Here is a 12,889-nt window from a genome sequence, read left to right on the forward strand (position 1 = left end):
GGGGGCTTGCCTTGGGCAGGGCTGCAGCTTAGGTTGATGACATTGGGGTCGCGCTGCCCACCGCGCCATTAGCACCAATCACTAACAGGCGCGTGCCTTGGGTCACGCCACTGCGTTCCAGGGCATCCCAAGCGGTGGTATAGGGCACACCGAGGCTGGCGGCCTGGGCAAAACTCAAATGGCTGGGCTTATGCGCCACGCCCTTGGCCGACACGGTGAGGTACTGGGCGTGGGAGCCATCGGCGAAAAAGCCCAGGTCGCGGCCGGTACCCCAGACTTCCTGGCCCAGCAGTGCCTGCGGCCCTTCCACCACCACACCGGCAAAATCGCGACCGGGAATGCGCGGCAAGGTGGTGTAGGGAAAGCGGCCGAGCACGTTTTTGACGTCGCTGGGGTTGAGGCCGGCGGCCTTGACTTGAACCAGCACTTCACCGGCGGCCGGCACCGGGGTGGCGACGTCAACGAAGCGCAGGGCGGCGAGGTCGCCGGTGGCGGAAAATTGCAGTGCTTTCATGGCCAATATCCATCGAAGTTAAGAGAGAGATCAGGAGAACCAGGCGCCCACCAGCTGTCGGCCCATGGGCCAGAGCTTTTCACCCAGCAGCATGCCCATCAGGCCCACCAGGGCGATGGCCGGCGGTGCGGGCGAACGGAAATCCAAGGCGCCGTAGATCACGCCGACAAACAGGCCGATGGCGAGGGAAATCAGGTAGTTCATGGGGGCAGCGCCTTGTGGGTGGATGCGCTCAGTCTAGAGCGCTGAATCCTGAAGCATCGGCCAAGTGCTTCAGGATTTCGGCCAAACCCGTCAGCCGACGTACTGCGAAGGCGCCACGCCGAGTTCGCGGCGAAACATGTCGCTGAAACTGCTGGGGGAATAGCCGAGGGAACGTGCGATGGCACTGATCGGCTGGCCTTGGATCAGCTCCGCCACCGCCGTGGCCAATTGCACCTGGCGCCGCCATTCGGCAAAGCCCATGCCCAGGTTATTCTGGAACAGCCGCGACAAGGTACGCACACTGGCGCCGGCAGCTTCGGCATGCTGTTCGAACGGGATCTCCAGGGACGGCGCAGCCATGACCGCCTGGCACGCACTGATCAATCGACGGTCGGCGTCCACCGGCATGGCGATGCGCATCGGTGAACGGCGCGCCCGCTGCAGCTCCAGCAAAGCCAGGCTGACCAGCGCTTCGTAATACGCCACATCGCCGTTATCGCCCTCGTCCACCAGTGTGACGATCAGCTCACGCAATAACCCACCGACTTCGATCACCTGCACCTGGCTGTCCAACGTGGCTGCCAGGGCCGGGCGCAGGTAGATGTTGCGCATCTGCAAATCCGACACCACGCGAATCCCATGTTCCACCCCCGGCGGCAGCCAGACGGCACGCTGTGGCGGCACCACTAGGGCTTCGTGCGGCGTCTCGACCCACATCACGCCGCTCATGGCATAGAGCAATTGGCCCCAGTCATGGCTATGCGGTTCAACGTACAGCCCACGCGGATAAGTACGCGCCAAGGGCTGCACGGGGACGGCGTGATCACTGAGGTCGGGAGGCGCAGCCAGGGCCATGATGTACACATCAATCAAGGGTGAGCCGCCATGGTAATGACCACCGTTCGACAATCCGAGTGAATTTTTACGGACCACGGAGATCATTGGCTTATACCGGCGCAGCTCGGAAGCGTGCGCTACAGGCTTGATCAAGGAGAGAGACCATGGATGCAATACTGTCGGTCAACGGCAAGGCACGGATCGATTACACCCAGGACACCCTGTTCGGGCCGATTACCCGGCATGTCGAATGCCAAGTGAGCTTGCAACACCAAGCTACCAGGACGGTACTGAAGGTATTCCAACCGCTGCCGGACGATCTACGTGATGCGCGTACGTTGGTGTTTGCGCTGGAGGGACGGCGCACCCGTGGCGTGGTCAAGCATCGTCGACACCTGGCCGACCATAGCCTGCGGCTCGAACTCGAACGTCAATAGGAGCCGGCTGGCCGGCTCCCGCAAGCACGTCAGCCTTTGGCGGACTTGGCGCATTCGCACCCGGTCGCCGCCGCACACGGCTCACCATGGGCATGGTGCTCCGCACAGCCCTGACAGCAATAACCCTTGCCGTCCTTCATTACCGCGTCAGCTCCCAGCACACACTTGCAGTGTGGGCAGGCACAGGTTTTATCTGGCATGGTCAGACTCCTTTTTCGTGGTCGTCCCGGTGCGGCGGGCGCCGGCACCTTAATGAAGGACTGCGGCCCGCCGGCGATGGTTCAAACCGTCAGTCGGCGCGGGTATTGCTGCGGTACATGAACAGCAGCGCCAGGGCCAGGCAGACCATCGCCACGATCCGCGCACCCGACAACTCAATCGCCGGATTGCCCAGCCAACCGAAGTTGTCGATCAACATGCCCATGCCCAATTGCCCGACGATCACCGCCACCGTCGCCACCGCCGTACCGACGACAGGCACCGCGCCGACCATCACCATCATGTACACCACACCGAACAAGGCGCCCGTGAGCTGCCATTTCGGCACATCCAGCAGGCTCATCGACTGGGCCGGCTCAAAGAACAAGATCATCAATGCAGTGACAATCGCCCCCACGCCAAAGGTCACCAGGCTGCCACGCAGCACGCCCACCGCCTGGCCCAAACGACCATTGATGGCGGCTTGCACACTCAACACCGCACCTGCGGCGACCACCACTACCAGCAACAAAATCAGGTTCATCGCTTTAACCTCTCGCAATCAGAACAAGTGCCACCACAATCAGTGCCAAGGCAATCCAGCGTTCGCCATTGACCCGCTTGCGCGCCGCGCCGAACCAGCCGAAATGGTCGATCAGCACGCTCTTGCCGACTTGCCCCGAAAGAATCGCGATCATGGTCATCGCAATACCGATATGCGGTGTGGCCAGGGTCAGTACCACCACGTAGATCGGCCCCAGGAAACCACCGATCAACTGCCAGCGCGGCAGCTCGGACAACGCCGGGCCCTTTCGCGGACCACTGAACAACAGCAGTAGAAACAGGATCGCCGAGCCCACGCCAAAGATGCTCAAGGTGGCCCACAAATGCCCGACCTGCACACCCAATGGCCCGAGCAGGCCGGCTTCAACTGACAGGCCCATGCCAGCCAGGATCACCAGCGGCAAAAGCAGTAGCCGCAGGCCGTTTTTTTTCGGCTTGGCTGGCGCCACGCCCTCGATGGAACTTGCTTGCATACACCACCTGCACATCAACAAAGGATTGGATGGCGCGCATTATCCGGTGGCCGTGCTGTGCGATAAATGGGAGCATGCCAACAACACCTTTGCGCAAAACGCACAGCCTGGAGGCATGATGCAAGGCTTGAATGAACTGAGCTTCAAGGCACTGCGCCTGTTCGTCGCCGTGCTGGACCTCGGTAGCTTTTCCGAAGTGGCACGCCGTGAGGGCCTGGCGCCCTCTTCCATCTCCCGGCAGATCCAGCTGATGGAACAGGCCCTAGGCCAGCAATTGCTCTACCGTCACACCCGCGCCGTCAGCCCCACCGAGGCCGGGCGCTTGCTCGGACGACATGCGCGCTTGATGCTGGAACAACTGGAAGCCGCCGGCCAGGCGCTGCAGGAACAGGAAAACGAGCCCAGCGGCCTGGTGCGCATCAATGCGCCGATGGTGTTCGGCCAGCGCCATCTCTCCCCTTGGCTGGGCGAGTTGTGCCGGCGTTATCCGAGGCTGCAACTGGATATCCAGCAAACCGACACCTATGTCGACCCGCTGCAAGACGGCACCGATCTACTTTTTCGGATCGGCGTGCTCAACGATTCCAGCATGCAGGCGCGCATCTTCGCGCCCCAACGCTTTCGCATCGCCGCGAGCCCCGCCTACCTGGCCCGACATGGCACACCGCAACATCCTGACGAACTGATCAACCACCAGTGCCTGGCCTACAAAGGCATTACCGGCCAGCAACGCTGGTTCTTCCGCAAGGGTCAGGGCGACTGGACACCTTATAGCGTCAAGGGCCCGATCACCGGCAATCATGCCGACACGCTCACCTTCGCCGCCGAACAAGGGCTGGGGCTGGTGGTGTTTCCCTCTTGGTTGATCGGCGACAGTCTGCGTGCGGGCACTCTGCAGGCGGTGCTGACAGAGTACGACGTGGCGACGACATTGGAGCCCCAGCAAATTGCAGCGCTGTGGCCGGGAAGCCGGCGCTTGTCGCTGAAGGTGCGCACGGTGATTGATTATTTTGTGGAGTGTTTTGGAGCGGTGCCGTATTGGGATCGGTGACCTTTCCAAGTCGAGAAGAACGTCGCTATGAAGGAAATTTCCTTACAGAAATAGGTAGGTCCGTTCTGATTTTCCGGGCCAGTATTTCTGGTCTCTGCAGGCTGCGGCAGACTCTGACGATATCTTTTTGAGAGAGCTGCCATGGAATTCACTTACCCCAAAATATCGCGCGCTGCGCGAACTGCTTCAGCCAGCGGTCTGGCCGTCTTTGATAGTGCACGTAGTTTTGGCTATATTTGGCCAAAATATGGAGATAACCACATGACGACCGTACCTCTGGGCGAAGCGAAAAATAATCTGTCGAAGCTGGTTGACGAAGCTGCCGCCGGCAAGATTATTACCATTGCCAAGCATGGACGTGCGATGGCTCAGCTTGTGCCCGTCGGCAAATCCAAGGGTCGGAGAATCGGTGCAATGAAGGGCAAGCTCGTCATTCCTGAAGACTTCGATGCACCCTTGCCTGACGACCTACTGGATGCCTTCGAAGGCAACCGCTTATGAGAATGTTGCTGGATACCCATATTCTGCTTTGGACGCTGAGTGAAGATCCTAAGCTATCCAGCAAAGCCAGGAAGCTGATTGAGAACGCAGCAGAGATTTACATCAGCGCTGCAACATTCTGGGAGCTGTCAATTAAGGTCGGCCTGGGGAAACTCACCGTCGATCTGGATGAAATCCGTGAGTACTGCCTGGAAAGCGGATTCGTCGAACTGCCCATCACTCCAGAACATGCGATCGCGGTCAAGGACCTTGAGCACCATCACAAGGATCCGTTTGATCGACTCATCGTTGCGACCGCCATCAGCGAGCCCATGAAGCTATTGACCGCCGATCCGCAGGTCGCCCAATACACGTCCCTGGCAATTCTGGTGTAAGTCGTCCCAATTGCTTCGGTGCGCCTACCCAAACACCCACTGCCCTATCAACCAGGCATTCGCCCCACTGATCACCGCAAACAGAAACCACGCCAGCAAGCGTGTCGGCAGCCGATTCACGAATGGCCCCATCAGTTGCTTGTCACCGGTCATGCGGATCAGCGGATACAGCGCGAACGGCAATTGCAGGCTGAGCACCACCTGGCTGAGGATCAGCAACTTGCCGATGGCATCGTCGCCCATCAGCCATACCCCCAAAAACGCCGGGATCAGCGCCAGGCCACGGGTGATCAAACGCCGTTGCCAGCAGGGAATGCGCAGGTTGAGGTAGCCCTCCATGATCACCTGCCCGGCGATGGTGCCGGTAAAGGTGGAGCTTTGCCCGGAGGCCAGCAAGGCAATGCCGAACAGGATGCTGGCGAAGGCACCGCCGACCAGCGGATCAAGCAGGTGATAGGCATCCTGGATCTCGACCACGTCAGTGTGGCCAGTCTTGTGGAAAGCTGCGGCGGCGAGCACCAGGATCGCGGCGTTGACCAACAAGGCAAGGGCCAGCGAGCCGATGGTGTCGATACGCGCCAACTTGACCGCGTCCTGTTTGCTGGCCAGGTCCTTGCCGATCAGGCGGGTTTGCACGATGGAACTGTGCAGGTAGAGGTTATGAGGCATCACCGTGGCCCCGAGGATGCCGATGGCCAAATACAGCGGTGCAGCATCGCTGATGGCCGACAGTGACGGGGTGAAACCACTGAACACGTCTGGCCAGTAAGGTTTGATCAGGACCAGTTCGATGAAGAAACACACGCCGATGGTCGCCACCAGCGCCAGCATGATCGCTTCCAAACGGCGGAAACCCCGGTTCTGCAGGGCCAGGATCAGCACTGTGTCGAAGGCGGTGATGACAATGCCGGTGGTCAGCGACACCCCCAGCAGCAGGTGGAATGCCAGGGCGCAGCCCAGCACCTCGGCAAGGTCGGTGGCGATGATGGAGATTTCCGCCAGCACCCACTGGGTGCGTGCAGACCGCTGGCTATAGCGCTCACGGCAGAGTTGCGCCAGGTCCTTGCCGGTGGCGATGCCCAACCTTGAACACAGGCACTGCACCGCCATCCCTGCCAGGCTGGCCAGCAGCACCACAAACAACAGGTTGTAACCGTAGCGCGAGCCGGCCTCGATGGCCGTGGCCCAGTTGCCGGGGTCCATGTAGCCGATGGAGATCAGCAGCCCAGGCCCGGCAAACATGAGGATGCGCTTAAAGAACGAAGCCTTGGGATCAACGGCGACAGAACCCGCCACTTCCGGCGGGCAGAACGGGGCGGTGGCGATTTTTGGCAGGCTGAATTTCACGCGGTATCCCAGGCAAACACACAAGATAAGGCCGCAGCTTATCAGTCGGACGCGACCGTGCGCATCACCGTGTCCCGTGGCAGGTCGAACGCCTCGACCACTTGCACCACCAGGTCCATCTCCTGGTTCAGTGCTTCACGCTCCATGCGCTGGCGAATCACGCCGATCACCAGCACCGCCAGGGTGGTGATCGAATACGCAGGGCCGGAAAACGCGCGCACGCCGCTCACCACCAGCATCGCCGCAGCTACCGCCTGCCCCACCACCGGAATCGCCGTGGCCGCACCGCGTCGCAGGATAAAACCGGTCAACCCGGCCAGCGCTGTACCGCTCAACGCGGTGGTGGCCGACCGGCCCACGTCAAAACGCCTGAACAGCCCCTGCTCCTTTTGCGCGGCAGCTTTGAGTTCCGCGTCGAACACCAGCCGGTCCGCATGGCTGAGTTTGTCTTTGTACTGTTCGATGAGTTTTTCGGCGACCTGGGTTTCAAGGTCAGCCAATTCGACGGTATCGAGCGGTTCATCGAACTTGATACCCAGCCGCTGCACGACATCTTCGGCGATCTGGCGATAACTCACGCCATGGCCACGGGCCAGGTTCATAAAGGTATCGCCGCCCATGCGCTGCAACTCGATGGCCAGCTTGAGCGGCTCGCGCACGCTGGCGTCTATGGATGCACTGCGTTTTTGCGCCATCAACTCGGCGAAGAACTTCAACTCCTCAGGCCGCGCCTGGACCAACGCCGGGAACAGGTCCGCGTCCTCTTCGGCAAAACGCACGTCGGCGCTGCGCTGGTCGGAGCGGATCATGCCGCGCCGCTCGTGCAGCAGGTCGGTGTACTGCACCACCGTCTGCAACTGCGGCCAGTAAGCCGCGTGATCGAAGGTCGCCAGGTGCACATTGGTGACCTTGGCCTTGAGCGCCGGCGTTACCGGAATGGCATAGCGGCCGATGCAACGCTCAGTATCCGGTTTCAGGGCCAAGGCCCAGTCTTTGCTGGAATGGCAATTGATCACGCGGCCTTTTAGCGGCGCGGACACGTCATCCCACGGGCTGGACGTGCAGATCGCCCCACCCATCAACAGCAGGTTGTCCAACGGCAGCTCGCGGGCGGTATCAGGGCTGGCCAGCAAACTCTTGACCAGGATGCGCGCGCCCAGGGAATGGCCAATCAGGTTGATGCGCCGCACTTCAAGGGATTCACCGTGCAGGTAGGCGGCCAGCTCCGGCAGCAGGCTCCTGGCAACTTCATCTACCCGCGCCTCGACGCTTTTATAGTGGTCGAGAAAGTAGGCAATCGCCTTGCCCACGCCCACAGTGGCTGCACCCAGGCTGCCGCCGCCGAGCATCGCGCCGATCACGTCCTTGAACGGCGCGAACAGGTTTTCCAGGAAATGCCCCGCCGGCCAGAACAGCATGAGGTTGGTCGAGCCTTCGATGCCCGCCAACTGTGCCTTGAAGCTGCCCAGCTGTTGCCGGTTGAAGAACGCCGAATAACCGTGGACATAGAGATTAAGCACATCACCCTGGGGCTCACCACACATCAAGAACGTGGGCTTGCGGGTGCGGTGCATTTCATCCCACTGGTGCTGCATGGGGCAATGACTCCTAGTGACAAGGGACGGCGATAGTAACAAAGGCCGGGGTTCAACGTGGTACCGCTGGGGGAAAAGGCACCGCATTGGCCTCCTCGTCCTTTCAAAACAGGGAGGCCGCCTTGGACTTGGCCAGATAGCGCGCCGGCGAATCGCCCAGGTTGCGGCGGAACACTGAGGTGAACGCGCTGGAGCTGCTGAACCCCAACTCGAACGCCACATCGGTGATGGACGAGCCGTGACTGAGCCGCGCCGTCGCCTCCAACAGGCACACTTGCTGGCGCCAGGACACAAAGGTCATGCCGGTGCATTCACGAAAGTTACGGGTAAAGGTGCGCCGGCTCATGCTCGACCAGTCGGCCATCTCGCAGATGGAGATCTTCTGCGTCGGCGCCTCAAGGAAGCGCTGACAAGAACGGGCCAGACGCGCTTCGGAGGGCAACGGCGCACTGAGGGGCAACTCGGGCATGGCGCCGATTTCATCGATCAACAGGGTCAACACGCAACGGTCACGCACGCTGGGCGAGGCTGATGGCCCAATCGCCAAAGCCGCTTCCAGCAGATGGCGCAACAGTGGCGAGACGCCAAATACCTGGCAATAGTCCTGCAACCCTGCGCGTCGGGCCGCATCGTCGTCCAGGTAGGTATTGAGCATCACCACATCGCCGCGCATGTGCATCTCGTGGGACACCCCGCCCGGCACCCAGATGGCGCGCTGCGGCGGCACGACCCAATTACAGAGGTCAGTGAACATTTTCAATGCGCCGGTGGACGCATAGGCGAACTGCCCACGCCGGTGGGTATGACGCGGAAACACCGTGCCGGACGGGTACTCGCGCAGCGTCACCACCGCTTCGGGGCTATCGGGTTCGTAAGGAGAATAGGTAAAGGTCGGCGGCATGGCCCGATTTTGTCAAAGTATGACCTGACATAGCAAGCGGGCCATTACTCTGCCACCTAGAATCGTCGCTCCCCAAGTTGGGTTCATCTCGAAGGGATATTCGGAAAATGAGTGTCAAAAACTACTTGGACGTACGAGTAGACGGCGCCGTTCTGATGGTGGGTCTCAACCGCCCGCAGAAGCGAAACGCCATGTCTCTGGAAGTCATGCACGAACTGCGCGAAACCTTTACCAACATGCCTGAAGGCATTGGTGCCGCGGTGCTCTACAGCACCAGCCAGCATTTCTGCACGGGGTTGGACTTGTCGGAAATCCGCGACCAGTCGGTGATCGATAACGTCCAGGCCTTCCGCGAATGGCACAAGACCTTCGAACTGATCCAGTTCGGCAAGGTGCCCGTCGTCGCCGCCATTACCGGTGCCGCCATCGGTGGTGGCCTGGAGATCGCCACCGCTTGCAGCCTGCGCGTGGTGGATGACAGCGCCTTCTTCTCGCTGCCCGAAGCCATGCGCGGCCTGTATGTGGGTGTCGGCGCCTCGGTGCGCTTCCCACGCATCGCCGGCATCGCCTTGATGACCGACATGATGCTCACCGGCCGCACGCTCTACGCCAAGGAAAGCTATGAGCGCGGCGTGGCCCAGTACCTGGTGCCGGTCGGCCAGGCGGTGCTCAAGGCCACCGAGTTGGCGCACAAGATCGCCGGCAACCTGCCCATGACCAACTACGCAGTGACCCACGTGCTGCCGCGTATTGTCGATCAAAGCCAGCAGGACGGCCTGATGACGGAAGCCTTGATTGCCGCCGTGGTGTCTTCCGACATCCGCACACAGGATCGCCTGGCGGACTTTCTGGATCGCAAGAAGGACAAGATCCAAACCGCGCCAGCGGTGTAACTCCCGGTCGTGAACGTTGCCGAGCGCACCTCGGCAAACCATGGATGGCCTTCACAACTCACTATCAACCCGGTGAAACCATGTTTCAGCACAGCACTCAAGACGATCTTTATCGCAGCAATGACGCGACCGATGAACGATTGATCAAAATCGAACGCAGCTGGCACAAACGCGCACAGATCAAGCTCGATTCCCAGCGCCCGGATATCCAGCTTGACCTGCAGGCGCCGGACTTTCTCGAGGCCCTGTTACCTTTCGCCCATGATCCGCATTACCAGCAATACCCCCACGCCCTGAAGCTGCTGATCCTGTCGGCCGGCTGGGTGATCTACAACCAGAAAACCATCGCCATCGAAACCGAAATCATCTGCCCGTCCTGCATCGACCTGCTGCAGCTCGGCTCGCGCCTGAGCTCCGCCAGCGCCGCGACGATTTCCGAAACCCTGGCGGATGAGGCTTATCACACGCTGTTTTCGATCAACATGTGTGAACTGGCCATCACTCAGCGCGGCATGCGCATCAAATGGCCGGAGCTGGAACTGACCCGCCACCTGAGCCAGGCCCAGGCCACCCTGTCCGAGGCGGACTTCAAGATCTACCGCCTGGCCTTCTCGCTGGTCTCGGAGACGTTTATCAGCGACTACCTGGCCGACCTCAGCGACGCGCCAGACATCCAGCCGGTGTTCCGCCACGTGGTGGCCCTGCACAAAAAAGACGAACTGGTGCACAAGCACATCTTCCCGCTGTTCGTGCAGCAGGTGGTCGGTGACTTCACCGCGCAGCAAACCGCCTTGTTCACCCGCGGCATCGCCAACTCGATCCGAATCTTCCCGATGCGCGAGATTTCGGCGTGGCGAATCATCCTGCCGCAACTGCTCGAAGTGTTCGGCGATCAATCGCTGCTGCTACCGACTCAATTTACCGAGACCGGCGAAGCGGACTACTCGGCCATGCCCGAGATCCTCAGCTCCATTGGCATACACCCCGAAGCGGTGCTGCCCGAGCTGCCAGTGATGAGCGAACCGGCCACCACCGTTTAAAACCAGCGTGCCGCTGACCAATACAAATTCAATAGAGTAATTGTCATGTGTGGATACATTGGCGTCTTTGCCAAACAACCTCGTGCGTTCAACCCGAACATGTTCGATGCCGCCCTGCGTGCAATCCATCATCGCGGCCCGGACAGCTCCAGCCAGTGGTTCGACCCCAACGGCCAGGCCGCCTTTGGTTATGTGCGCCTGGGCCTGGTCGGCCTGGGTAACGGCACCCAGCCTATCGTGGCCGACGAAGGCGATCTGGTGATGATGGTCAACGGCGAGTTCTATGACTATCAACGCATCCGCGCCGAACTGGAAAGCTACGGATGCCGCTTCAAGACCTCGTCCGACAGCGAAATCGCCATGCACCTGTACCGTCGCCATGGCGTACGTGGCCTCAAGCAACTGCGCGGCGAGTTCACCATCCTGATCTTCGATCGCCTGCGCAAAAAGCTGTTTGCCGTGCGTGACCGGGTGGGCGTCAAGCCGCTGTACTACACCGAGCATGAAGGTGCCTGGTACTTCGCCTCCGAGATCAAAGCCTTGCTCGCCGCCGGCGTGCCCGCGCAGTGGGACCACGAAGCCTACGCCAATCGCGGTTTTATCCTGCGCGACCGTACCGTCTTCAACAACATTCGCAGCGTGAAACCGGGTTGCTGGATCATCGCCGATGAAAGCGGCCTGCAGACCGAGCAGTACTGGGACTGGGACTTCCCGGATGCCCAGGACACCGAACAGCGCAGCGAAGCCGAGATGATCGAGTCCCTGCGCAGCACCATCGAAGAGTCCGTGCGCCTGCGCCTGCATGCCGATGTACCGGTCGGCGTGTGCCTCAGTGGCGGCCTCGATTCATCGGCCATGCTGGGAATTGCCACCGAGCTGACGGGTCAGCCATTGCAGGCATTCCACCTGTCCTTCGAAGGCGAGCAGGCCTACGACGAGCGCCAATTCGCTGAAGTTGCCGCCCGACACAACCGTGCTCACCTCAACGTGCTGTCGGTGAACTCTTCCGACATGGCGGATAACTTCGAAAATGCCCTGTGGCACGCCGAAATGCCCTTCGCCAACGCTCACAGCGTGGCCAAGTACCTGCTGTGCAAATACGTGCAAAACCAGGGCATGCGCGCCGTACTGACCGGTGAAGGTGCCGACGAAGTCTTCGGCGGCTACCCGCACTATCGTCGCGACATGGTGTTGTACAACCACGAAAACCAGGACCCGACGGCGATTGCCGAACTGACCCGGCGCCTGCATGCCGGCGAAGATCGCTACCTGCCCGGCGGCAAGAATGATGTGAAATGGGTGCAGGACGAACTGGGCCACGGCGTGTCCTGGCTGCAAACGCAGTCTGCGTTGTTCGGCCCCCTGGCGCAGTTGTACAGCGATGACTTCCGTGAGCGTTTCAGCAACACCGATGCCTATCGTGAGTTCTACGACCGCCTGAGCCCACGGGCGCTCAACGGCTGGGAACCGGTCAACCGTTCGCTGTACATGGTCGCCAAGTCCAGCCTGCCCAACGTGGTACTCACCTCCCTGGGCGACCGCATGGAAATGGCCGGCAGCCTGGAAGGCCGCCCGCCGCTGCTCGATCACCAAGTGATCGAGGCCGCGTGCCGCCTGCCGGTGAACATGAAAGTGCGCGGCGCCACCGAGAAATACGCCTTGCGCGAAGCCATGCGCCCTTACGTGCCGCAGGCCGTGTTGGACCGCAAAAAGCAATACTTCCGCGCTCCACCGGCATCCGAAAGCCCGCAATCGAAGCTGTATGAAATGATCAACGATGTGTTGAGCGGCCCGGCATTGCACAACGTGCCGTTCTTCGATCCGCGTAAAGTACGCGCCTTGCTGGCAACCTTGCCAAGCCTGTCCACCGCACAGCGCGCCTCGGCAGATAACCTGCTGATGGAAATCGCCGGGCTGTGCCTGATGCAAAAACGCTTCGCCTTGAATTGACTTCCCGGCG

The 12,889-nt window shown here is 60.8% G+C and carries 15 protein-coding genes and 1 pseudogene; 7 read left to right on the forward strand and 9 right to left on the reverse strand.

The window, feature by feature from the left end; genetic code table 11:
* Nucleotides 1–49: 49 nt before the first annotated feature.
* The 3 genes and pseudogenes from H096_RS22740 to H096_RS22745 all read right to left on the reverse strand — a co-directional run.
* Nucleotides 50–514, reverse strand: a pseudogene (locus H096_RS22740) (zinc-binding alcohol dehydrogenase family protein); the annotation flags it as partial.
* Between the two features lie 30 nt (nt 515–544).
* Nucleotides 545–718 (reverse strand): DUF1427 family protein, encoded by a 174-nt coding sequence (locus tag H096_RS33525; protein WP_080642457.1) that lies wholly within the window; start codon nt 716–718, stop codon nt 545–547.
* Between the two features lie 90 nt (nt 719–808).
* On the reverse strand, nt 809–1,573 hold the full coding sequence (locus tag H096_RS22745) for a helix-turn-helix transcriptional regulator (RefSeq protein WP_033901612.1): 765 nt from the start codon (nt 1,571–1,573) through the stop codon (nt 809–811).
* A gap of 146 nt (nt 1,574–1,719) precedes the next feature.
* On the opposite strand from H096_RS22745, the gene H096_RS22750 reads away from it, so the two are divergent.
* Nucleotides 1,720–1,992 carry a hypothetical protein gene (locus H096_RS22750; protein ID WP_033901581.1) on the forward strand — a complete coding sequence of 91 codons (273 nt, stop codon included), beginning with the start codon at nt 1,720–1,722 and terminating at the stop codon, nt 1,990–1,992.
* A 29-nt stretch (nt 1,993–2,021) separates the two neighbouring features.
* Here the strand turns inward: H096_RS22750 and H096_RS33530 are convergent, their stop codons facing one another.
* From H096_RS33530 to H096_RS22760, 3 genes are all read right to left on the reverse strand, one after another.
* The gene (locus H096_RS33530) at nt 2,022–2,192 is read right to left on the reverse strand and encodes a metallothionein (RefSeq protein ID WP_016977247.1); all 171 of its coding nucleotides are present in this window, start codon (nt 2,190–2,192) and stop codon (nt 2,022–2,024) included.
* A gap of 89 nt (nt 2,193–2,281) precedes the next feature.
* Complete coding sequence (locus tag H096_RS22755) at nt 2,282–2,734, reverse strand: DMT family transporter (protein ID WP_033901582.1); 453 nt, start codon at nt 2,732–2,734, stop codon at nt 2,282–2,284.
* A 4-nt stretch (nt 2,735–2,738) separates the two neighbouring features.
* Nucleotides 2,739–3,227 carry a DMT family transporter gene (locus H096_RS22760; protein ID WP_033901583.1) on the reverse strand — a complete coding sequence of 163 codons (489 nt, stop codon included), beginning with the start codon at nt 3,225–3,227 and terminating at the stop codon, nt 2,739–2,741.
* Nucleotides 3,228–3,345: 118 nt separating this feature from the next.
* On the opposite strand from H096_RS22760, the gene H096_RS22765 reads away from it, so the two are divergent.
* The 3 genes from H096_RS22765 (at nt 3,346) to H096_RS22775 (ending at nt 5,153) form a co-directional block, all read left to right on the forward strand.
* Nucleotides 3,346–4,278, forward strand: a complete 933-nt coding sequence (locus tag H096_RS22765; RefSeq protein WP_033901613.1) for a LysR family transcriptional regulator — start codon at nt 3,346–3,348, stop codon at nt 4,276–4,278.
* A 141-nt stretch (nt 4,279–4,419) separates the two neighbouring features.
* Nucleotides 4,420–4,779: a type II toxin-antitoxin system Phd/YefM family antitoxin gene (locus tag H096_RS22770; RefSeq protein WP_237142483.1), complete on the forward strand. Its 360-nt coding sequence runs from the start codon at nt 4,420–4,422 to the stop codon at nt 4,777–4,779.
* The gene (locus tag H096_RS22775; protein ID WP_033901585.1) at nt 4,776–5,153 is read left to right on the forward strand and encodes a type II toxin-antitoxin system VapC family toxin; all 378 of its coding nucleotides are present in this window, start codon (nt 4,776–4,778) and stop codon (nt 5,151–5,153) included. The genes H096_RS22770 and H096_RS22775 overlap by 4 nt, the downstream gene beginning before the upstream one ends.
* Nucleotides 5,154–5,177: 24 nt before the next feature.
* On the opposite strand, the gene H096_RS22780 is transcribed toward H096_RS22775, so the two are convergent.
* From H096_RS22780 to H096_RS22790, 3 genes are all read right to left on the reverse strand, one after another.
* Complete coding sequence (locus H096_RS22780) at nt 5,178–6,500, reverse strand: Nramp family divalent metal transporter (RefSeq protein ID WP_033901586.1); 1,323 nt, start codon at nt 6,498–6,500, stop codon at nt 5,178–5,180.
* Nucleotides 6,501–6,541: 41 nt separating this feature from the next.
* Nucleotides 6,542–8,095: a DUF726 domain-containing protein gene (locus H096_RS22785; RefSeq protein WP_033901587.1), complete on the reverse strand. Its 1,554-nt coding sequence runs from the start codon at nt 8,093–8,095 to the stop codon at nt 6,542–6,544.
* A 103-nt stretch (nt 8,096–8,198) separates the two neighbouring features.
* Nucleotides 8,199–8,996 carry a helix-turn-helix transcriptional regulator gene (locus H096_RS22790; protein WP_033901588.1) on the reverse strand — a complete coding sequence of 266 codons (798 nt, stop codon included), beginning with the start codon at nt 8,994–8,996 and terminating at the stop codon, nt 8,199–8,201.
* A gap of 107 nt (nt 8,997–9,103) precedes the next feature.
* On the opposite strand from H096_RS22790, the gene H096_RS22795 reads away from it, so the two are divergent.
* The 3 genes from H096_RS22795 to asnB all read left to right on the forward strand — a co-directional run bounded on the left by H096_RS22795 (nt 9,104) and on the right by asnB (nt 12,879).
* Nucleotides 9,104–9,889: a crotonase/enoyl-CoA hydratase family protein gene (locus H096_RS22795; RefSeq protein WP_033901589.1), complete on the forward strand. Its 786-nt coding sequence runs from the start codon at nt 9,104–9,106 to the stop codon at nt 9,887–9,889.
* A gap of 80 nt (nt 9,890–9,969) precedes the next feature.
* A complete protein-coding gene (locus H096_RS22800) occupies nt 9,970–10,929 on the forward strand; it encodes a diiron oxygenase (protein ID WP_033901590.1) in 960 nt (319 codons plus the stop codon).
* A 45-nt stretch (nt 10,930–10,974) separates the two neighbouring features.
* A complete protein-coding gene (gene asnB, locus H096_RS22805; RefSeq protein WP_033901591.1) occupies nt 10,975–12,879 on the forward strand; it encodes an asparagine synthase (glutamine-hydrolyzing) in 1,905 nt (634 codons plus the stop codon).
* Nucleotides 12,880–12,889 lie beyond the last annotated feature (10 nt).

The sequence above is a fragment of the Pseudomonas sp. FH1 genome (assembly GCF_000510895.2).
Lineage (GTDB): Bacteria > Pseudomonadota > Gammaproteobacteria > Pseudomonadales > Pseudomonadaceae > Aquipseudomonas > Aquipseudomonas azotoformans_A.